Source organism: Synechococcus sp. WH 8101 (assembly GCF_004209775.1).
In the GTDB taxonomy this organism is placed as follows: domain Bacteria; phylum Cyanobacteriota; class Cyanobacteriia; order PCC-6307; family Cyanobiaceae; genus Synechococcus_C.
Genome location: NZ_CP035914.1, coordinates 2,280,328 through 2,299,215, shown reverse-complemented (window position 1 = coordinate 2,299,215; position 18,888 = coordinate 2,280,328). Strand labels below are relative to the sequence as shown.

General features: G+C 65.7%; 20 protein-coding genes. 7 read left to right on the top strand and 13 right to left on the bottom strand.

Features of this window, described 5'->3' with window-relative positions:
• Positions 1-134 precede the first annotated feature (134 nt).
• The 3 genes from SynWH8101_RS12265 to SynWH8101_RS12255 form a co-directional block, all read right to left on the bottom strand.
• Positions 135-1,139 carry an IS5 family transposase gene (locus SynWH8101_RS12265; RefSeq protein ID WP_130129433.1) on the bottom strand — a complete coding sequence of 335 codons (1,005 nt, stop codon included), beginning with the start codon at positions 1,137-1,139 and terminating at the stop codon, positions 135-137.
• A 68-nt stretch (positions 1,140-1,207) separates the two neighbouring features.
• Entirely contained in the window at positions 1,208-1,393 is a 186-nt protein-coding gene (locus SynWH8101_RS12260) for a hypothetical protein (protein WP_007101475.1), read from the bottom strand.
• Between the two features lie 116 nt (positions 1,394-1,509).
• A complete protein-coding gene (locus tag SynWH8101_RS12255; protein WP_130129994.1) occupies positions 1,510-3,234 on the bottom strand; it encodes an ABC-F family ATP-binding cassette domain-containing protein in 1,725 nt (574 codons plus the stop codon).
• A 79-nt stretch (positions 3,235-3,313) separates the two neighbouring features.
• On the opposite strand from SynWH8101_RS12255, the gene SynWH8101_RS14465 reads away from it, so the two are divergent.
• The gene (locus tag SynWH8101_RS14465) at positions 3,314-3,517 is read left to right on the top strand and encodes a hypothetical protein (protein WP_130129993.1); all 204 of its coding nucleotides are present in this window, start codon (positions 3,314-3,316) and stop codon (positions 3,515-3,517) included.
• On the opposite strand, the gene SynWH8101_RS12245 is transcribed toward SynWH8101_RS14465, so the two are convergent.
• Together SynWH8101_RS12245 and SynWH8101_RS12240 are read right to left on the bottom strand one after the other, a co-directional pair.
• A complete protein-coding gene (locus SynWH8101_RS12245; protein WP_130129992.1) occupies positions 3,495-3,722 on the bottom strand; it encodes a hypothetical protein in 228 nt (75 codons plus the stop codon). The two genes, SynWH8101_RS14465 and SynWH8101_RS12245, sit on opposite strands and share 23 nt — an antisense overlap.
• A 52-nt stretch (positions 3,723-3,774) precedes the next feature.
• The gene (locus tag SynWH8101_RS12240) at positions 3,775-4,071 is read right to left on the bottom strand and encodes a hypothetical protein (RefSeq protein WP_254427969.1); all 297 of its coding nucleotides are present in this window, start codon (positions 4,069-4,071) and stop codon (positions 3,775-3,777) included.
• A 206-nt stretch (positions 4,072-4,277) separates the two neighbouring features.
• Between SynWH8101_RS12240 and SynWH8101_RS12235 the strand changes: the two genes are divergently transcribed.
• Positions 4,278-4,586, top strand: coding sequence for a hypothetical protein (locus tag SynWH8101_RS12235; RefSeq protein WP_130129990.1), 309 nt, complete (start codon positions 4,278-4,280; stop codon positions 4,584-4,586).
• 30 nt (positions 4,587-4,616) lie between these two features.
• Here the strand turns inward: SynWH8101_RS12235 and SynWH8101_RS12230 are convergent, their stop codons facing one another.
• Genes SynWH8101_RS12230 through SynWH8101_RS12205 form a run of 6 tightly spaced genes read right to left on the bottom strand, consistent with a single transcriptional unit; the run spans position 4,617 to position 12,529 of the window.
• Entirely contained in the window at positions 4,617-5,771 is a 1,155-nt protein-coding gene (locus tag SynWH8101_RS12230; RefSeq protein WP_130129989.1) for an anhydro-N-acetylmuramic acid kinase, read from the bottom strand.
• Positions 5,772-5,775: 4 nt separating this feature from the next.
• Positions 5,776-6,483, bottom strand: coding sequence for a TrkA family potassium uptake protein (locus tag SynWH8101_RS12225; RefSeq protein WP_007101482.1), 708 nt, complete (start codon positions 6,481-6,483; stop codon positions 5,776-5,778).
• Complete coding sequence (locus SynWH8101_RS12220) at positions 6,476-7,879, bottom strand: TrkH family potassium uptake protein (protein ID WP_130129988.1); 1,404 nt, start codon at positions 7,877-7,879, stop codon at positions 6,476-6,478. Before SynWH8101_RS12220 ends, SynWH8101_RS12225 begins: the two co-directional genes overlap by 8 nt.
• 2 nt (positions 7,880-7,881) lie before the next feature.
• The gene (locus SynWH8101_RS12215) at positions 7,882-9,684 is read right to left on the bottom strand and encodes an SLC13 family permease (RefSeq protein WP_130129987.1); all 1,803 of its coding nucleotides are present in this window, start codon (positions 9,682-9,684) and stop codon (positions 7,882-7,884) included.
• A complete protein-coding gene (gene hflX / locus SynWH8101_RS12210; RefSeq protein ID WP_130129986.1) occupies positions 9,672-11,393 on the bottom strand; it encodes a GTPase HflX in 1,722 nt (573 codons plus the stop codon). The genes SynWH8101_RS12215 and hflX overlap by 13 nt, the downstream gene beginning before the upstream one ends.
• Positions 11,390-12,529 (bottom strand): NAD(P)/FAD-dependent oxidoreductase, encoded by a 1,140-nt coding sequence (locus tag SynWH8101_RS12205; RefSeq protein ID WP_130129985.1) that lies wholly within the window; start codon positions 12,527-12,529, stop codon positions 11,390-11,392. Before SynWH8101_RS12205 ends, hflX begins: the two co-directional genes overlap by 4 nt.
• 118 nt (positions 12,530-12,647) lie before the next feature.
• Between SynWH8101_RS12205 and SynWH8101_RS12200 the strand changes: the two genes are divergently transcribed.
• Complete coding sequence (locus SynWH8101_RS12200) at positions 12,648-13,370, top strand: phosphoadenylyl-sulfate reductase (protein ID WP_254427968.1); 723 nt, start codon at positions 12,648-12,650, stop codon at positions 13,368-13,370.
• Positions 13,370-14,101 carry a type III pantothenate kinase gene (locus tag SynWH8101_RS12195; RefSeq protein WP_130129984.1) on the top strand — a complete coding sequence of 244 codons (732 nt, stop codon included), beginning with the start codon at positions 13,370-13,372 and terminating at the stop codon, positions 14,099-14,101. Before SynWH8101_RS12200 ends, SynWH8101_RS12195 begins: the two co-directional genes overlap by 1 nt.
• On the opposite strand, the gene bcp is transcribed toward SynWH8101_RS12195, so the two are convergent.
• Positions 14,088-14,555 (bottom strand): thioredoxin-dependent thiol peroxidase, encoded by a 468-nt coding sequence (gene bcp / locus SynWH8101_RS12190; protein WP_130129983.1) that lies wholly within the window; start codon positions 14,553-14,555, stop codon positions 14,088-14,090. The two genes, SynWH8101_RS12195 and bcp, sit on opposite strands and share 14 nt — an antisense overlap.
• A 47-nt stretch (positions 14,556-14,602) precedes the next feature.
• Between bcp and SynWH8101_RS12185 the strand changes: the two genes are divergently transcribed.
• From SynWH8101_RS12185 to SynWH8101_RS12175, 3 genes are all read left to right on the top strand, one after another.
• Positions 14,603-15,247 carry a 4'-phosphopantetheinyl transferase superfamily protein gene (locus tag SynWH8101_RS12185; protein ID WP_254427967.1) on the top strand — a complete coding sequence of 215 codons (645 nt, stop codon included), beginning with the start codon at positions 14,603-14,605 and terminating at the stop codon, positions 15,245-15,247.
• A 24-nt stretch (positions 15,248-15,271) separates the two neighbouring features.
• Positions 15,272-15,784, top strand: a complete 513-nt coding sequence (locus SynWH8101_RS12180) for a thymidylate synthase (RefSeq protein WP_130129982.1) — start codon at positions 15,272-15,274, stop codon at positions 15,782-15,784.
• Between the two features lie 167 nt (positions 15,785-15,951).
• Positions 15,952-16,581 carry an alpha/beta hydrolase gene (locus SynWH8101_RS12175; RefSeq protein ID WP_130129981.1) on the top strand — a complete coding sequence of 210 codons (630 nt, stop codon included), beginning with the start codon at positions 15,952-15,954 and terminating at the stop codon, positions 16,579-16,581.
• A gap of 69 nt (positions 16,582-16,650) precedes the next feature.
• Here the strand turns inward: SynWH8101_RS12175 and SynWH8101_RS12170 are convergent, their stop codons facing one another.
• Positions 16,651-18,867, bottom strand: a complete 2,217-nt coding sequence (locus tag SynWH8101_RS12170; protein ID WP_130129980.1) for an AAA family ATPase — start codon at positions 18,865-18,867, stop codon at positions 16,651-16,653.
• Positions 18,868-18,888: the final 21 nt, after the last annotated feature.

Sequence of the window (18,888 nt, the reverse complement as noted above, 5' to 3'; positions counted from 1 at the left end):
GGGCCGCCAAAAGTTGTCTGACGTGGCCTTTGTGTTGCATTGAGACTTGAATCAGCCCCTGGATAGCTGATTACGGGCTCTTTGCCTTCTCTTTTGGCACCCTGTTCATCCCAACAGCCACACCAGTTCTGTGTTCATGCTGCAGCCAGTAGATGGCCACGAGCGAGAAACAGATTGGTCAGTGCGGCCATCACATTAATCTTGCATCGATTCTTGGCCAGGCCACGCAGTCGGGTCTTTTGAAAGCCGAACTGTTGTTTGATCACCCTGAATGGGTGCTCAACCTTGGCGCGGACGTGTGCCTTTGCAGCCTCGATCAGATCCTCAAGCCTTCCTTCTGGAGTGTCAGGTAGCGCTCGGCGTTTGCCTGGTCGCATCGCCACCCGAAACACTGCTGAATGGCCCGCCATTTCAGGTCGTTTAGTGATGCCCTGGTAGCCGGCGTCGCCGTAGACGACCTCCTCATCGCCATGCAACAGCTCAGCCGCTGGGGTGAGGTCGTGCACGTTGGCGGCTGTGGCGACGACTGAATGGATCAGGCCGGAGTCCTTGTCGACGCCGATATGGACTTTCATCCCGTAGGCGCAGCCTTCCGCGCAGCGGTGATACCACTGGTTTCCCTTCTTGGTCTGGTGCATCTCGGGATCGCGCTTCCCTTCTTTGTTCTTGGTGGAACTGGGTGCCGCAATCAAGGTGGCATCGACGATCGTGCCTTGGCGCATCGTCATGCCCCTTGTGCTGAGATGGGCTTTGACCGTCTCAAAGATCTGCTGGCCCAGATCGTGCTTCTCCAGCAGGTGGCGGAAGGTCAGGATCGTCGTCTCATCAGGGATCCGGTCGCTGATCAACTCGATGCCGGCAAAGCGGCGCATGGTGGGCACCTCGATCAGGGCCTCTTCCATGGCCGGATCGCTGAGTGAATACCACTGCTGCAACAGGTGGATCCGCAGCATGGTGGCCAACGGATAGGGAGGCCTACCGCCTTTCTTGCTCGTCTTTGGGTAGTGGGGCTCGATCAAGTCGATCAGCGCCTGCCATGGCACCACCACCTCCATCTCAGAGAGAAACTTCTCCCGTTTGGTCTGCTTCTTGGCCGTGGTGAGCTCGTAATCCAAGAAGCCGAGCTGTTTGCCGCCCATCAACCCAGTCCTGGCCTGCGATCACAGGGACATTGTCCCGCGAATGGCCCTGGTTTTCCAGAGTCTCCTTAGCTGTCTGCGTCCCGTAACTGTTCGACGCAGCGGGTGATGCATTCACCATCATCCAAAGAACAGGTGGTGATGCACTCGAAATAGGTTTCCACCGCATCCCAGGTCTGTTCATGCTGGGCTTCTGAGCCATGGGCGGCGCTGGTTGCAGTCATGCCGGCATGGATCTGGGGCGTGGATGTCATGGCGGGCTGGAATCAGTGATGTCAGCCTATGCACACCGTTTGGCTCGGTAAAGAGAAATGAGTCTTCCTGCCTAACCATCTGTGAAGTTTCGTCTTGCGCCCAGCAGGAGTGGCTGTTAGGCGGAATTCCGTCGCCGCTCTTGGCGCTGTTTTTGCTTCTCGCGGTTGGCCCGGCGCTTCGCCTCCTGCTGGGCCGCGGTAAGCGCCGCTTCCGCCGCTTGCTTTTCCTCTTCTTTCTTCTCCAGGTAGTAGGTGTAGTCGCCCCGATAGAGAATCAGCTCGCCATCGCGCAGTTCCACGATCCGGTTCGCAACCTTTGAGATGAAATACCGATCGTGGGACACGAGCAGTGCTGCGCCGTCGTAATGGCAGAGCGCATCCTCCAGCATCTGTTTGGCGGGAATGTCGAGGTGATTGGTGGGCTCATCCAGCACCAGCAGATTGCAGGGGCTCAGCAACATCAAGGCCAGGGCCAGACGCGCTTTTTCACCGCCGCTGAGTTGGCCCACCTCCTTGAAGACGCTGTCATTGCTGAAGCAGAAGCTCCCGAGCAGGGAACGCACCTGGGTCTGGGTCCAGTCCGGTACGGCTTCAAACATGGTGTCGATCACCGTCTTGCCCAGGTCGAGCGCTTCGGCCTGGTTCTGTTCGAAGTAACTGGCGATGATGTTGTGGTCTCCGAGGCGGGCGGTGCCTTCATCCGGGCGTTCCAGCCCCATCACCAGACGCAGCAGGGTCGATTTGCCGGCGCCATTCGGGCCCACGAAGGCAATCCGGTCGCCCCGCTCCACCTCCAGCTCCGCCCCCAGAAAGAGGATCTGATCGCCGTAGCTGAGGGTGAGGTTCTCGATCACTGCCACCTGGGCACCGGAGCGCGGCGCCGGTGGGAAGCGAAAGCTCGGGCCGGCCACCGATTCGATCGGGGCTTCCACCCGCTCCACCTTGTCCAGTTGCTTCTCGCGGCTTTTGGCCTGGGTGCTGCGGGTGGCGCTGGCGCGGAAGCGGTCGATGTAGGCCTGCTGGCTGGCAATCTCCTTCTGTTGGCGTTCAAACGCGGCCTGGGTGGCGGCCTGTTCCAGGGCTTTCTGCTCCAGATGGGCGGTGTAGTTGCCGAGATAGGCGCGGGAGATGCCCCGTTCCGTGCTCACGATCTGAGTGCAGACCCGATCCAGGAAGGTGCGGTCGTGGCTGATCACCACCAGCGCTGCGGTCTGCTCTGTCAGGTAACCCTCCAGCCACTGGATCGTTTCCACATCGAGGTGGTTGGTGGGCTCGTCGAGGAGGAGCAGATCCGGCTCCTGCAGAAGGATCTTGCCCAGGGCAATCCGCATCTGCCAGCCACCGGAGTAATCGGCGACGGGGCGCTCCACATCCTCCGTAGAGAAGCCGATGCTGGGCAGCAGTTTGTCGATGCGGGCATCCAGCTCGTAGCCATGCAGCGCTTCAAAGCGGGTCTGGAGTGCGCTCAGCTCGTGGATCAGGGCATCGAGGTGATCGGGGTCCTCGGCAGCTCGATCCGAGGCCATGGCGTCTTCGACCTGTCGTTGCTGATTCAGCACCTCTGCCGCTTCGCCGAAGGCCTGAAACAGCTCCTGGCGGACGCTGCGGCGCGGATCCACGTCGAATTCCTGTTGCAGGTAGGCGATCCGGGGGTCCCCCTGGCGGATGATCTGGCCGGCGCTGGGCTCTTCAAGCCCCGCAATCAGGCGCATCTGGGTGGATTTGCCGGCGCCGTTCACGCCCACCAGACCGATGCGGTCGCCGGGTTTCACCTCCCAGGTCACATCGCGCAGCACCTCTCCGGTTGGGTAGATCTTGCTGACGCGCTCAAGTCTCAGCACGGTGATCGAGGCAGGCGCTGTTCCATCATCCCGTGTGGGGTGAAGGGCAGACTGGACACTGCGATCGGGTCCACCGGCGATGGCAAGACTGGAGCAGGTGACGGCGCTGGTGGTCGCAGCCGGCTTGGCGATTGTGAGCTATTGGCTGTTTTTCAGCTGGGCAGGCGGTGGGCAGGGCAGCCGACGGCCTGCGATGAACTCACCCGATGCGCCGGAAAGCCGCCCCCGGGATCCCGCCGGCGCTCCAGCGGCGTCTCCGCTCAGAGCCCCCCCCGGGCCTTGACCACCCATTGCTTAGTGCGCTCGTCATCGAGACTGGCGAGATGGGTGCGCACCTCCTCGGCGGTCACGGGAAGGGAGAGACGATCACCGAGTTCGCAGATCGCCCGGATCGCGCCGGTCGGATCCTGCAGGGCCTGACGGAACAGGGTGTTGGTCAGGTTGTGGTCGGCCTCGATCCGGCGGTAGAGCTCGGCTGCATTGCCCATCGCAGTGCCTCAGCGGATGCTTTCACGCTATGCACGCCGCTGCGATTTGGCTTCAGGCGGCTTGGTCGAGATCGTTCTCCCTGAGGCCTGTGGCGGAGGCGTCTTCCATGCTGCGGGCATCCATGCAGAGCACCTTGCGGAGCTGGGCGTAATTGGCGGCCTGCGACTGGCGTCCTTCCTGAATGGCCCCGTATTCGGCCCGTTGCAACACGTGGTGGAGATGGGTGAGCAGATAGGTGCTGATCACGGCTGAGACCAGCACATCACTGTTCTCCTGCTTGCGACGGGCACGGCTGTTGGATCGGGATGAGCTGTTGGATCGCGCAGCACTGCGGGTGCGGGGGGGCATGGTCAGTCGGCTGGTCCCTGTGTTGGTGCCTGGGTTCGCAGATCTGGTCATGGATCTCCTCGCTGGAGGGCGACTCGACCGCTGGCCAGGAGCCTGGAAGGCGCTCCTGATGACGGCGAGTGATGGTCACTGCGTACAGCATAGTGCTGGATACTACCCTTGCACACCTCTGTACACTCCTGAGTAGCTCTGCCTGTTTCTGGGTCGTGCCTACCCGCCAAACCTCCTCCAGCGGGAAGCCGAAGTCGCCTCGGATTCAGGTTGTGCTGCCCGAAGATCTCTGCCAGCGGCTCTCCTTGCTCGCTGAGCGCGAATCCCGCACCGTCAGCAACATGGCCAAGGTGCTGATTCAGCAGGGTGTGCAGCGTTATGAGGCCGGCGAGCCCAGCTCCGGAAGCGACAAAGCCGCCTCCAGCCCTTCCCGCATGGACACCATCCGCTCGGCGCTGGAATCCCAGCAGCCGCGACGTTTGCGGGGAGCTCCCCGCCGTGTGCGCTTGCACCGTCCTGATTAAATCGCCCTGATTGAGCATCAGGGCGTCGCGTCAGGCCGGCTCAGCCCGTTGCCCCAGCACAACCCGGCGGCTGGCGCCGGTCACGGCCGGGGCGTTGCCTGGATGGCGTTGCCAGTGCCACCAGGCCAGCAGCGCAAACACCACGGCTTCCCGGCTCTCCACCGGCAGCGACAGGCTGTCGCTCCGGTCGACCCGGATCCCGCGACAGCGCTGCCTCAGTTCCTTCATCAGCACGGGGTTCCTGCCGCCACCGCCCGCCACCACCAGCTCCAGGGGGCGGGGACGGCCCTGGCTGGCCCCCCGCTCCAGATCCGCCGCCACCGCCGCCGCCGTGAACGCGGTGAGGGTGGCGATGCAGTCATCCGGTTGGAGGTGCGTCAGCTCTTCCAACCGGCGCTGGAGATCGGCCCGTCCGAACACTTCCCGTCCGGTTGATTTCGGGGCTGGTTGCAGGAAATAGGCCTCCTGAAGCCAGCGTTGGATCGCTGGCTCCTCCACCCGGCCAGCAGCGGCGTGGCGCCCATCGGCATCGAAGTGTTCGCTGCCGCCACTGAAGTGTTCCACCGCCAGGTCGATCAGGCTGTTGGCTGGACCGCAGTCCCAGCCCAGCACCTCCGCATCGCGATCGGGACCCCAGCGCGGTGGGATCAGGGTGAGATTGGCAATACCCCCCAGGTTGAGCAGGGCGCGCCAGCCATCGATCCGACCGAGCAGGGCGGCATCGGCCATCGGCACCAGCGGCGCTCCCTGGCCGCCACAGGCCAGATCGGCGGCGCGGAAGTCATGCACCACGGGCCGCTCGAGGCGTTGGGCCAGGGCCGGGGCCAGCAGCATCTGCCAGCTCGCCCCCGGCGTCTGACCTCCCTCGGCCGTGGCGGAAGGGGGGCGATGCCAGACCGTCTGGCCATGGCATCCGATCAGGGAGGCCCGTCGCTGCGGGTCGCAGGCAAGGGCCGCCTCGGCCTGACAGGCGGTGATCGCTTCGGCCAGCTCCAGCAGCTCGCCTGCTGCATGGGGAATGCCCTGGCCCACCGCCAGAATCCGTTGGCGCAGCTCCGGGGGATAGGGCACCGAGGCTCGCTCGATCAGGTGCCAATCCGGGCGGTCCGGCCTGCCCTGAAGGCGCACCAGCACACCGTCCACGCCGTCGGCGCTGGTGCCGCTCATCAGGCCGATGACGAACATGGCGTCAGGATTTCGGCAGATTCTGCAGGTCGTCGATCAGCCCCATCACCACGAGCACATGACCGTCTTGCAGCACGTGCGAGGCGGGCGGGTTCACGGTGAGTTCCTTGACTGGGCCCGCCGCCAGCACGTTGACGCGATGGTTCTTGCGCAGATTCAGGTCACGCAGGGAGCGGCCCACGAAATGACTGGGCACCTTGATTTCCTCAATGCAGTGCCGTTCATCCAGCTCCAGCCGCTCCATCAGATTGGGGCGCACCAGTTCCAGCCCCAGTCGTTCCCCTTGCATGCGGGAGGGGAACACCACCTTGTCGGCCCCAACCCGGGTGAGCATTTTTTCGTGCAGATCGCTGGTGGCACGCGCGATCACGCGTCGGACCCGGCTGCCTTTGCCATCTTTGGCAATCAGGGTGGCGGTGATGCTGGCCTCGATCGGTTCGCTGATGGCCACCACCACGGTGTCCATGTCGAGGATGCCCGCTTCCCGCAGTGATTCCTCGTCGGTGCAGTCGACCACGCGTGCCTCCACCGACGGCTCCTGTTGACGCAGCTCCTCGATCGCCCGGGCGGACCGGTCGACCGCCAACACATCAGCGCCGTTCTGCAGCAGTTCCCGGCAGACAGCACTGCCGAATCGACCCACACCAACGACGCCGAAGCTCTGGAGCTCATCGCCGCTGGAGGGTGCCCAGTTCCACCACTCCCTAGACATAGAGATCCTCCCGCGGGAATCCAATCCGATTCTGACGACTGAGCAGATCTCGGTTCAGGGTTTCCCAGATGGCGCTCAGCAACAACAGAATGCCGAGCCGGCCCACGAACATGCCGAACACCAGCACTAGCTGGCCGAAGCGGCCCAGATGTTCGGTGACGCCGAGGTCGAGCCCCACGGTGGCAAACGCCGAGATGCAGGTGAACAGCAGTTCGAGAAACGTGAACGGTTCTTCGCCGCTGAGATTGCTGCTCAGGGCCAGCACCATGGCCATCGCCAGCACAAACAGCAGGGAGGCCACCGTGATGCTCACGGCCCTCAGCACCACTTTGTCGGAGATCTGACGGCTGCGGATCACCACGTCATCGCGACCACGCAGGGTGGAGCGTGTCGCGGCCACTAGGGCCACCACGGTGGTGGTTTTGATGCCGCCACCGGTGCCGCCGGGGCTGGCGCCGATGAACATCAGGGTCATGAGCAGCAGCAGCCCCGAGTCGGAGATGCTCTGCAGGGAGAGGTGCACGGTGGTGAATCCAGCGGTGCGCGCACTGATGGATTCGAACAGGGCCACCATCAACCGTTCCGGCCAGGCGACGCTGCTGAGGAACTGGCCGCGGGTAAGCGATTCCGTCACCATCAGGCCGAGGGTGCCGACGGCGATCAGGATCCCGGAGGCGCGCAGCACCAGCCGGGTGTGCAGGCTCAGATTGCGTCGCTTCAGGCGTTGGCGATGGCTCCACACGTCGTTGGTGACCCGCCAGCCAATGCCTCCCAGCACGATCAGCACCAGCACCACCGCATTCACCACACCGTTGGTGCGGTAGGCCTCCAGGCTGTCGCTCCAGAGGGCGAAGCCGGCGTTGTTGTAAGCCGAAATGCTGTGGAACAGGGCGGCCCAGAGCCGTTCGGGGCCTCGCGGCAGATCGGTGAAGCCGAAGCTGTAGAGCACGGTGGCGCCCACCAGGATCATCACGGCTGCGGTGAGGGCGATGCCTCGAAAGGTGCGGCCCACGCCCCCCACCCCGAACTCATCCAGGGTCTGGCCCCGGTCGAGCCGTCGGCGCAGGGCGGTTCCGCGCACCACGAACCCCTGGAGGAAGGTGGTGATCGCCATCAGGCCGAGGCCACCCACCAGGATCATCACCGCCAGCACCCCCTGGCCGATACCGGTCAGATCCCGGCCCACATCAATCACCGAGAGTCCTGTCACGGTGACCGCCGAGGTCGCGGTGAACAGGGCCTCCCAGAGGCCGACCCGGGGGCTGGAGCAGAGCGGTGTGGCCAGAATCACAGTGCCGGCAGCGATCACGAGCAGGCCCGTCACCACGGTGAACTGGGGCACGGTGAGCCGGCGATACCAGGCCTGGGTACGGCTGAGGGCAGCGGGGATCGGCATGGTCAGCCCGCTCCGTAGCGCCCGAGCACCAGGGCTGGTACAAGAAGAGTCATCAGCACGGTGAGGCCGGCGCCGTAGCGGGGAATGTCGAGAAAGTGATAGCGCCCCGGGCCGAACACCATCAGGTTGGTTTGGTAACCCATCGGGGTGAGAAAGGATTGGCTCGCCCCGAACAGCACCAGCAGCAGCATGGCCTGGGGTGGCAAGCCCAGGGAGGGCGCCAGCTGGGTGGCCACCGGAATCAGCAGAGCCACCGAAGCGGCATTGCTCATCACACTGGTGATCAGCGTGGTGGCCAGGAAGATCGTGGCCAGGGCGCCGTAGGCGGGCCAGGTGCGCAACAGCTGCTCCATGGCGGCGGCGAGGCCATCGGCCAGGCCTGTGGACTGCAGCGCCACACTGAAGCTCGAGAGGGAGCCCAGCAGCAGAATCACATCGAGGCGGATCGAGCGCTGCACTTCTCCGGGTCGTAGGCAACCCGCCACCACCAGCGCCACCACCGCGAACAGCACGGCGGCCACCAGGGGAATCGGGGTGAGGCTGGGCACCAGCAACATCAGCAGGGTGATCGTGATTGCCAGCGGTTTGCGACGCACGGTGGGCAGGTCGTTCTCCAGTAGGTCGAGCACCAGTAGGTCGTTGCTGGCCTGGAGGCCCCGGATCGCGTCGAGGGGCGCCTGCAGCAGCAGCACATCGCCTTCGCGCAAGATCGCTTGCCCCAGCCGCTCCTGCACCGTCTGCTGGCCGCGGCGCAGGGCGAGCACGGTGGCGTTGTGCCGCTGGCGGAATCGCAGTTCCCGCAAACTCGCACCCGCCAGGGTCGAGCCCGCCGGCAGCAGCACTTCCACCGTGCGTTGTCCGCCCTCGCCGTCGTCGGAAAAGAGGGTGGCGTCGGCCAGTTGGATGGTGTGATCCTGCTGAAGCCGCAGCAGGTCGTCGCGGGTCACCCGCAACAGCAGCCTGTCACCCGCTTCGAGGCGGCGGTCTGCCAGCGGTGGCAGCAGGCGCTCGGCGCCCCGCTGCAGTTCGAGCACATCCACATCAAAACGGCGCTGCAGGCGGCTGTGGCGCAGGGTTTCGCCCACCAGGCTGGAGCTGGCTGGGATCGTCACTTCCGTGGAGTAGCCGCTCTGGCCCGGCGCCGCCACCAGTTCGGCTGAGTCGTCGTGGCGGCTCGGCAGCAGCACGGCCGGTGCCAAGAGCATGTAAGCCGAGCCCGCCAGCCACACCGGCAGGCCGATGGCGGTGATGCTGAAGAGCTCCAGAGAGCCATAGCCCAATTGGCGGCTGATGTCGCTGGCCAGCAGGTTCACGGAGCTGCCCAGCAGGGTGAGGGTGCCCCCGAGCAGGGTGGCGAAGGAGAGGGGGAGCAGCACCCGGGAGGGGGCGATCCGTCGCCGGTGACACCAGGTTTCCAGCACGGGCAGCAGGCTGGCCACCACCGGGGTGTTGGGCACGATCCCAGAGATCGGTCCCACCACCAACGCCAGCATCGCCACCATGCGACGGTCGCTGCGGATCCGTTCCGAGGCGATCAGTTCGCGCAGCCGATCAAGAGCTCCACTGCGGAACAGGGCAGCGGAGACGGCGAACAGGCCCAGCAGGGTGATCAGGGCCGGGCTCCCGAATCCGGCCAGGCCCTGTTCCGGCGTGAGCACACCCATGCTCACCAGCAGGGCGACGCTGAGCAGCCCGGTCAGTTCTGGTGCGAGGGCACCGGTGACGAACAGCACCACCGCCAGGACCAGCACCGCCAGTGTGATCAGGGCCTGGGGCTGGAGCAGAGCTGCACTCAGCTCGTCCATGGCACGGTGGAATCGGTGGCTGGGGCCAACGTATCGGTCCTGGTGCCCGATCCCCAGAACCGTTCGTCCAAACGCTGTTTCAGCCCCTGAAGCCCCAGACCGCTGGTGGCGGACACGTAGAGCACCTCAGGCTCGAAGCGGCGAATGGTGTCGATCGCGTCGGCGTCGCAGCGGTCGATCTGGTTCGCCACCACCTGGCGGGGCTGATCACAACCCAGGGCATCCAGCAGGCTGTGTACAGCCTGCAACTGACCGCTCCAGTCGGGATCGCCCAGGTCCACCACCAGCAGAAGCAGGTCGGCATCCAGTGTTTCCTCGAGCGTGGCCTTGAAGGCTTCCATCAGGGCTTCCGGTAGTTCCCGGATGAAGCCCACCGTGTCGGTGATCAGGAGCACGTCGGCCGCGGCGGCTTCGCGGGGGAAGGCCAGGCGGCGGGTGGTGGGGTCGAGTGTGGCGAACAGCTTGTTCTCCGCCAGCACCGTGGTCCGCCCCCGTTGGCCGCAGAGGGCATTGAGCAGGGATGACTTTCCAGCATTGGTGTAGCCCACCAGTGCGAGGCGGTGGAGATCCCCACGGCGATCCCGCAGCCGGGCCCGATGCTGTCGCAGCTGGGTGAGGCCGCGGCGGAGCGCTTCGATGCGCCGGCTGATCGCCCGTCGGTCCTTTTCCAGCTGGGTTTCGCCGGGGCCACGGGTGCCGATGCCTCCGCCCTGTCGTGACAGGCTGCGGCCGCGGCCGATCAGGCGTGGCAACCGGTAGCGAAGTTGGGCCAGTTCCACCTGCAGGCGTCCTGCGGCGCTGGCGGCCCGCTGGGCAAAGATGTCGAGAATCAACTCGGTGCGATCCATCACCGGGCAATCGAGCCACCGTTCCAGATTCCGCACCTGCACTGGCGTCAGCTCCCGGTCGGTGATCACGAGCGACGCCTGGTGTCGACGCACCTCCAGGGCCGCCTCCTGCAACTTGCCCGTGCCCCAGAGTGTCTGTGGGTGGGCGCTGCTCAGGGCTTGCGGGCAGTTTTTCACCGGCTCGGCTCCGGCGCTGCGCACCAGGCCCTCCAGTTCCGCCAGATCCCGCTCGTTGCGTTGCTCATCGCGGTCCGTGAGCGTCAGCAGCAGCACCCGTTCTGGGCCGCCGGCGCTGCGGCGATCGGGCGGTGGACCGGTGCTGCTGGAGGCCGTGTCGGATCCCGCTGGTGACAGCCGGCAGAATGCGTCGAGGTCATCCCCTTCCAGGGCCGCCCAGCCCAGGCTGCTGTGGCGCGCTGGCTGCCAGCCCCGGGCCGGCCGGCGACCGCCTGGTTCGGGTTTGGCGAGGTAGCGCAGCCAGAGCTCCGGCTCCAGATCCAAGGCCACCACCGCCTCCCGCGGTTCCGGGCTCAGAAGGCCGCGTCCACTTGCCGCGAGGCAGCTCACCAGGCGCCAGCGCCGCCGGTCCCCCGTGCGCCGCCGTTCGCCGCCCGGCAGGTGGCTGAGGAGCTGGCCCGATTCCGTCAGGGGGCCGACCCAGAGCAATCGGCAGAGACCGCGGGCATCGATCAGCAGGTGGAGGGGTTGCTTCAGATCCAGGCAGAGATCCGCCAGGCGCTCCAGGGTGAGCGGGTCGGCGCCGTTGTCGCTGGGGTGGCGGCGGTGGCTCAGACGCTCGGCCTGCCGCAATTGAGAGGGTCGCAAACCGCGGGTGCGACCCGCCAGATGGGCCTGCTTCAACCGCCCAGTGCCCAGGCGCTGGCGGAGCGCAGGCCAAGCGACAGATCTGGCAGCCGGGCCAGATAGATGAGCCGGCGCAGCTGGAAGGCCAGGGGGCCGGCCAGGGTGAGGCCCATGCCGGTGATCGTGGCTTCGCCCACGCCCAGACTGAGCATTTCGCCCAGATCCTTGAACTGAAACGGCATCGGTTCGGATCCGGCGCGCAGCGCTATCACGGTTCGGGCTGCGGCCTGGCCCTGCTGCAGTGCTGCCTGGGCGGTGTGCGGCCAGGTGTCGGCGGCAGACTCCATCGTCTGACGCACGGCCACATCGCCGATCGCCAGCAGCGATGGACTGGCGACGCTGCAGAGCATGTCATTGACCAGCAGTCGGCCCTGGCGGCAGGGGAGTGTTGGCGTCAGCGACGGCAGGCGGGCACGGGTGCCGGCCGTCCAGATCAAGCCATCGTGGCCGAGGCTGCCCTGGTCGAGGTGCACCACGCTGGCGTCGACGGAACGAACGGAGCGGCGAAGGTGGAGCTCGACTCCTCGCCTCTGGAGGGCGCGGCTGGCTTGCTCTCGGTTGAACGCTTTCGCGTTGGGGAGGATCTCCTCGCCGCGTTCGATCAAATGCACCGTTGCCGATCCCCGCAGCAGGTCGGCGAGCTTGCAGGCCAGCTCGACTCCGGCGGCGCCGGCGCCCACGATCGCCACGTTGCGGTGCTGCTGACGGTTCAGGGCCTGAATCCGCTCCCGCAGCAGGGTCACATCCTGGAGGGTGTGAAACCGCAGGGCATGGTCTTGGACGCCGGGAATGCCGAAGTCGTCAGGTTCCGATCCGCTGGCTAGCACCAGCTGTCCGTAGCTGAGGCGGTCGCCATCACAGGTCTCAACCGTGCGTGTGCTGGTATCGATGCGGCTGCCCTTGCTCTGGATCCAGGCGATGCCGCGGCTTCGCAGCAGGGTGTCGTAGCTGGGGGCCACTTCCCAGGGTCGTAGTTCGTCGCTGAGCAGCTCGTAGAGCAGGGGCAGAAACAGGAAGCGATCGTTCGGCTCGATCAGCACAATCGGAGGGCGGGGCTGGTGCTGGCTCAGGGCCAGGGCCGTGCTGAGGCCGCCGAAGCCGCCGCCAACGATCACCACAGCATCGGTTTTCATGACACTCCGCTGATCTGCTCGAACCATAGGCAGCCCCTGCGGACGGTCGGCATTGGAGGATGGGGTGAAGAACCACGGGCTGATCGCAACGGATGGTGTCTCAGCAATGGCGTTGGTGATGACAGGCGAGCAGGAGCTGCTGCAGGACCGTGCCCTGCTGGAACCGCTCACGCCACGTGACCGTCTGCTTTGGGCGGCCGAGCGTTTTGGCGCTGGCTTTGCCGTCACCACCAGTTTCGGGATCCAGTCGTCGGTGCTGTTGCACATGATCAGCACCCTGCCGATGGGACGGGACGTCCCGGTGATCTGGGTGGATACGGGCTATCTCCCGCCCGAGACCTATCGCTATGCCGATGCTCTGACCGATCGTTTTGGCTTGCGCCTGTATGTGGCGCAGAGCCCGCTGTCTCCAGCACGCATGGAGGCGCTGCATGGACAGCTCTGGGCCACGGGGAGGATGGAAGATCTGGATCTTTACCTGCGGCTGCGCAAGGTGGAACCCCTGGAGCAGGCGATGGAGACCCTTGAGGTGCGCTGCTGGTCGAGTGGGGTGCGCCGCGGCCAGACCGACCATCGCGGCACCATGTCGCTGCTGGATCCGATTCGGGGCCGGCTCTCCCTGCGACCACTGCTGGAGTGGACTCCGCGCGATGTGTACTACTACATGCAGGAGCATGAGTTGCCCCAGCATCCCCTGTTCGAGCAGGGCTATTCCACGGTGGGTGACTGGCACTCCAGTGCACCCGATGGTGCGGAGCAATCCGGGCGCCAGACCCGCTTTGGCGGCATGAAGCAGGAATGCGGCATCCATCTCCCGGGGGTGATGGGGGACGGCATTTAGTGGGCGCTGACCGCTTCAGCGTCCTGCTGATCGGCAACAGTCGCTGGCACTGGGCGGCGTGGCGGAGCAGCGGTTGGCAGTTCGACCATGGCGCTCCGGAGCTGCAGCGCCTGCGCCGTCAGCCTCCCGATCGCTGGGCGGCCGTCGGACCCGTGCCCAGTGAGGCGGGCCTTGATCCTGCTCGGCAGATCACTGTGGCGGAGGTGCCTTTGCAGGAGCTGCCGCCCTGGGTCGGTGTCGATCGGGCCCTGGCGGCCTGGCGGGCCTGGCAGTTGATCCGGGCATCGGATGAGCCCGGGGTGCTGGTGGCGGATGCGGGCACCGTGCTCAGTCTCACCAGGGTCACCGCTGCGGGGGTGTTTGCCGGAGGGCAGCTGGCTCCGGGGCTGGCGCTTCAGGGGCGGGCGATGGCTCAGGGAACCAGGGACCTGCCGAGTCTGCCGCCGGAGCGCGTGCATGATCGCGATGACCCACTCTTTCCTAAAGAGACCGCCGCAGCGATGCGCCGTGGTGCCCTGCAGGCTGCTGTGGGTTTGCTGGTGGAGGCGCAACACTGTTGTCCCTGGCCCCTCTGGCTCTGCGGTGGTGATGCACCGCAGCTGTTGCCCCATCTGCGGCGGCGTGGTGCTGAGGTGCGGCATGTGCCGGAGCTGGTGCTGGAAGGGTTGGTCACCCTGCCGGCGGGGCAGGGCCCGCTCGCCATCACGCTGCCGCCGCTCAGGCCAGCTTGAGGTCCGCCAGGATCTGATCGGCCATCACCTCGGCTTTCACCTTGCGGTAGATCAGCTCCAGATGGCCCTGGGCATCAATCACAAACGTGTGCCGCATCATGCCCATGAATTCCCGGCCCATGAATTTCTTCAGTCCGTAACTCTCATAGGAGCTCGCGACCGGGCAGGGCTCCGCATCGGTCAAGAGCGTGAACGGCAACGTCTGTTTGGCGATGAAGCGCTGGTGCGACGCAGCGTCGTCTTTGCTGATCCCCAACACCACGATGTCGTGCTTCTCAAACTCCGCCCAGCGATCGCGAAAATTGCAGGCCTCTTTCGTGCAGCCCGGTGTGGCGTCCTTGGGATAGAAGTAAATCACCACGCGCTTGCCCCGCAGAGATGACAGCTGCACTGAGGCACCGTTCTGATCTGGGAGCGTGAAATCGGGTGCGGGATCTCCGATTTGAAGGGTCATGCTGCAGTGATCACGGGCCGCGGCGCAGCGTACCTGCCTTGTGGCTCGTGCCACAGCTGCAGGGATGGCACGAATCGCCGCAGCAGGGGGCCCAGTCGCAGGAGTGTCTGTCGGCACAGGAAACGGCCTGGGCTGCGGCATTGCCGCCACGGCGTCGGGATCGCTATCGGCTGTCGCGTGCCTGGATGCGTTGGCTCCTGGGCAATCTGTTCAGCGTCCATCCACGCGATCTGCCCCTGCAGGCTCCCCCGGGATTGCCTCCCGAGTTGGCACGCGGTTGGGGCGCCGTCAGTCTCAGTCACTGTTGTGACGCGCTGCTGGTGGGTTGGGCCCCTGATCGGCTCGGCGTGGATCTGGAGCGGCGGGATCGCGCCGTGCCCGCCAGGGCTTTGGCGGAGCGCTTTTTTCTGGAGCCGGAGCGCCGGGCGCTTCAGGGGTTGGAGGGTGAGGCGCTTCGCGAGGCGGTGCTCGACTTGTGGGTGGTGAAGGAGGCGGCGATCAAGTGGCAACACGGCAGCATCGCCCGCGACCTGAGCCAGTGGTCGTGCCAGCCCGAGGCTGATCTGGCGGTGCATCGCACGGGGGGGTGGACCCTGGCGGTTCGGCGCTGGCAGGTGGGCGACTGGACCTTGGCGATGACCCGATCGGCGCGGCCTGAGGCGAGACAGGCTGGGATCCTCTGCCTAGCATGATGGCGGTCGTTGTCTCGGTCGGCCTTGGCCTCCCTGTCGCTGCGTCAACTGCCCTCTGCGTTAGCGGCCGTGTGTCTGGTGGCGCTAGGGCTGGCGGGCATGATGCGCCCTTCCACACCGGCGACGGCACGGTTGGCTTCGATCACGGGTTTGGAGGATGACACCAGGCCAGTGAGCCTGGTGCTCGAGGAGCGCGAGAGCACCTTGCATCGACGCCGGGATTCGGAGGTGCTGCTAGCCCAGTTTGTGAGTGGTCAGATGACCCGCCATTACTGGGGGCATTTCGCGGGCTCTCTGGCGGATCTGGGCTTGGATGCGGGCCAGGAGCTTCAGGCCCGGGTCGAGAGTGGGGCTGGCTTCAGCCGGCTCTGGTTGACGCCCCGTCGCGGCGGTGAGGGATTCATGGCCGAAGTGCGCCTCAAGGGTGATCGCCTGGAGCGCTTGCAGTGCCGTGGTTCTCTGCCACGTCCCGGCACATTGGCTCCGTCTGGATGCCCTGCGGGTTGGCAGGCCTTCGGGCCGACACAGTCCTCTTGATTCACAATCTTGCTGCGGGATTGATGAGACGCGCGAGTGTTGATAGACCCGATCTGCGTCGCCCAATTCCGGTCTGTGTGGTGCGTCTTTGGTGCTGAACTGCCCAAATCAGTTGGCAGTTTTATTCCCGTCAGTAATAATTCGGTTGACGTCTTTTTCCGCCGTCCGTGTTCACCCGTCTCGCTGCCGGCCTCGTTGCTGGCGCCTCCCTCTCCACCCTGGCTGTCGCCGCTGAAGCCGGTACCTCGCGCCCTGTGCGTTGGGAAACCGGTGGCGCTGTCTGGACCACCAAGTCCAAGGCCTTCAAAACCTTCTTCAAGAACGGTGACATCACCGACCGTGCTCTGCAGTCCGGCATCGGCGGCTCCGGTTGGACCGCTGATGAGATCCGCGAAGGCATGACCAAGACCTACGACGTTGATCTGATCGGCGTTTCCCGCTTCCTCTACTCCAAGGATGGTGAGAAGTTCCTTAAGGAGCAGACCACCAGCTACTTCCCCTACTGGATGAAGACGAAGACCTCCGTGGTGGCCTTGCGCTCCGCGATCATCGCCGACTCCATCGACGGCAAGCTCTCCTCCGAGGGCATCATGGCCAACCTGCCCGTCGACTTCGCTCTGGCTGACAACGGCAAGTCCGACGGTTCCCAGAACGTTTGCAAGAGCGGCCTCAACGGTGCTCAGGCCACCTCTCTGCTGTCCTGGTACGTGTTCCTGCCCGCTTGCATCCAGGCCAACCAGATCCTGCCTGCTGCTCCCGCTCCCCGCGCCGCTGCTCCCGTCCGCGGCCTCTGGTGAGCCAGCTGAAGTCCTTGCGACTTCTTTCCCTCAAGCCCCGGCTCTGCCGGGGCTTTTTTTTTGCCTTTCTTAGGCTCTTGAGCGCTCGCCCGACAGGCGGAGGTGGCCGAGTCGCTGGGGCAGGGCGCGACCGCGATGCGCCTCGAGCCACCGCCGCAGCAGGGGAGCACAGGCGGCAGCCTCGGGTCCGCTTGCGTCCAGGCGGAGCCGATAGGGACGACCTTCCCCCAACCAGCGCTCGATCAAGGGCTGATCCAGGGGCAGGCGCAGCGATTCCTGCCACCGCTCCTGGCTGAGCGACCAACCGGCTCGTTGCAAGGCGGCCTGCAGCGCGGTCGTGGCCCGTGCATCGTTGAGCCAGGTCGACTCCAGGGCCAGAAGCGCGTCGAGTTGCCGGCGTTCGCTGCTGGCGAGTTGCTCGGGTTTGAGTTGCCCCACTGCCAGTAGGGCGGCGGCGGGGCCGAGCTCCGGTGTGCTGATCAACAGCCGCAGGCGGCCCGTGTCGCTGGCCCGGTCACTGACGCTGGCCCAGTGGTGGTCTAAGTCCGCCAGGGCGAGGTCCTCCTGGTTCAGCCGACCGCCGATCACCTCAAAGCGGTGCTCTGGATCGAGCTGCAGCAGACCCTCCACACCGTTCAGCAGCATCGGTTGGTGCAGGGGATCGAGCAGGGTGATTTGGGCCTCGAGCCGATCACGATCCTGGCTGGAGCCGCAGAGCATTGCCACGCTGCCATCACAGGCCGCAGCGAGGGGATCGAGGGCCCAGAGCAGGGAGCGACCACCCACCAGCAGCACCCGATCGGTGCGTTGCCAACGCAGGTCGGCCCAGAGCCGTCGTCGCAGCTCCTGCAACCGTTCGCCGTCCTGGGCCAGTTGCCGTTGCAGCCAGCGTTCCAGCTGGGGCTGCTCCGGTCCGCTGCTCACCAGCAGGGGGTGGTCATCCACGGCTTCGGCGGCTGCGGCCAGCTGGGCGGCGCGACGTTCGAGCAGCCGATCCCGCCGCGCCCCTTCCCAGCCCTGGCGCCCGGGCGTCCAGAACGCTTCCCCCTGCAGGGCTGTGGGCAGATACTGCTGGGCCACCCAGTGCTCCCGGAAGGCATGGGGGTAGCGATAGCCCTGGCCATCGCCGAAGGCGTCGCCGTCTCGGTTGGCATCGCGCAGGTGGCTGGGCACGTCCTGTCGCTGGGCCCTGCGCACACTGCTGATCGCTTCGAAGATGCCGATCGTGCTGTTGCTCTTGTCGGTGCAGGCCAGGTAAAGCGCCGCCTGGGCGAGGGGGTAGAGGCCCTCTGGCAATCCAGTGCGTTCGAAGGCGGAGGCACAGGCTTCCACCACCACCATCGCCTGGGGATCGGCCAGCCCCACGTCTTCCCCGGCGGCGATCAGCATCCGCCGGAAAATGAAGCGAGGGTTCTCTCCCGCTTCGACCATGCGGGCCAGCCAGAACAGGGCGGCATCAGGATCGGAGCCCCGCAGCGACTTGATGAAGGCGCTGATCGTGTCGAAATGGGCGTCGCCCTGCTTGTCGTAGAGCACGGCTCGCTGCTGGATCGATTCCTCGGCGATGGCCAGATCGATCCTCACCGTGCCGTCCGCGTTCGCCGGCGTGCTTTCCACGGCCAGCTCCAGGGCATTGAGCAGGCTGCGGGCATCGCCGTTCGCCACATCCACCAGATGGGCGGCGGCCTCGGCTGTCACGCTGACGGCCCGGTCGCCATAGCCCCGTTCGCTGTCGCTGAGGGCCCGCTGCAGCAAGCGGTGAAGATCCTCGGCCTCGAGTGCCTGAAGGCGGAACAGGCGCGACCGGCTCACCAGCGCCTTGTTGACCTCGAAATAGGGGTTTTCCGTGGTGGCGCCGATCAGGGTGAGGGTGCCGTTCTCCACCCAGGGCAGCAGGGCATCCTGCTGGGCGCTGTTGAAGCGATGCACCTCATCGATGAACAGGATCGTGCGCAGGCCGTGTCGCTCCAGTCGCCGTCGCGCCGCATCGACCTCCGCCCGCAGTTCCTTCACCCCGGCGAGCACGGCATTGAGGCTGCTGAAGTGCGCGCGGGTGTGGTTGGCGATGATCCGCGCCAGGGTGGTCTTGCCGACTCCTGGCGGACCATGGAGCAGCAGGTTGCCGACCCGATCGGCGGCAATGGCGCGGCGCAGCAAGCGACCCTCGGCCAGGATGGCGCCCTGCCCGACGAAGTCATCGAGGTTGCGCGGCCTGAGGCGATCGGCCAGTGGCGCCTGCCGCTGCCTGAGCTGATCGCCGTGATGCGAGAACAGATCGGCCGTCATCCCACCGGTCTTGATCAGCAG

Coding starts and splice junctions, on each gene's coding strand:
- SynWH8101_RS12245 (WP_130129992.1), bottom strand. CDS start 3,722: ATGGGCAATGCAGCCGAGCTCTACCGCCGGATCGAGGCCGACCACAAC.
- SynWH8101_RS12215 (WP_130129987.1), bottom strand. CDS start 9,684: ATGGACGAGCTGAGTGCAGCTCTGCTCCAGCCCCAGGCCCTGATCACA.
- SynWH8101_RS12225 (WP_007101482.1), bottom strand. CDS start 6,483: ATGTCTAGGGAGTGGTGGAACTGGGCACCCTCCAGCGGCGATGAGCTC.
- SynWH8101_RS12265 (WP_130129433.1), bottom strand. CDS start 1,139: ATGGGCGGCAAACAGCTCGGCTTCTTGGATTACGAGCTCACCACGGCC.
- SynWH8101_RS14465 (WP_130129993.1), top strand. CDS start 3,314: ATGGCAAGACTGGAGCAGGTGACGGCGCTGGTGGTCGCAGCCGGCTTG.
- SynWH8101_RS12170 (WP_130129980.1), bottom strand. CDS start 18,867: ATGACGGCCGATCTGTTCTCGCATCACGGCGATCAGCTCAGGCAGCGG.
- SynWH8101_RS12200 (WP_254427968.1), top strand. CDS start 12,648: ATGACAGGCGAGCAGGAGCTGCTGCAGGACCGTGCCCTGCTGGAACCG.
- bcp (WP_130129983.1), bottom strand. CDS start 14,555: ATGACCCTTCAAATCGGAGATCCCGCACCCGATTTCACGCTCCCAGAT.
- SynWH8101_RS12260 (WP_007101475.1), bottom strand. CDS start 1,393: ATGACATCCACGCCCCAGATCCATGCCGGCATGACTGCAACCAGCGCC.
- SynWH8101_RS12220 (WP_130129988.1), bottom strand. CDS start 7,879: ATGCCGATCCCCGCTGCCCTCAGCCGTACCCAGGCCTGGTATCGCCGG.
- SynWH8101_RS12205 (WP_130129985.1), bottom strand. CDS start 12,529: ATGAAAACCGATGCTGTGGTGATCGTTGGCGGCGGCTTCGGCGGCCTC.
- SynWH8101_RS12230 (WP_130129989.1), bottom strand. CDS start 5,771: ATGTTCGTCATCGGCCTGATGAGCGGCACCAGCGCCGACGGCGTGGAC.
- SynWH8101_RS12240 (WP_254427969.1), bottom strand. CDS start 4,071: ATGCCCCCCCGCACCCGCAGTGCTGCGCGATCCAACAGCTCATCCCGA.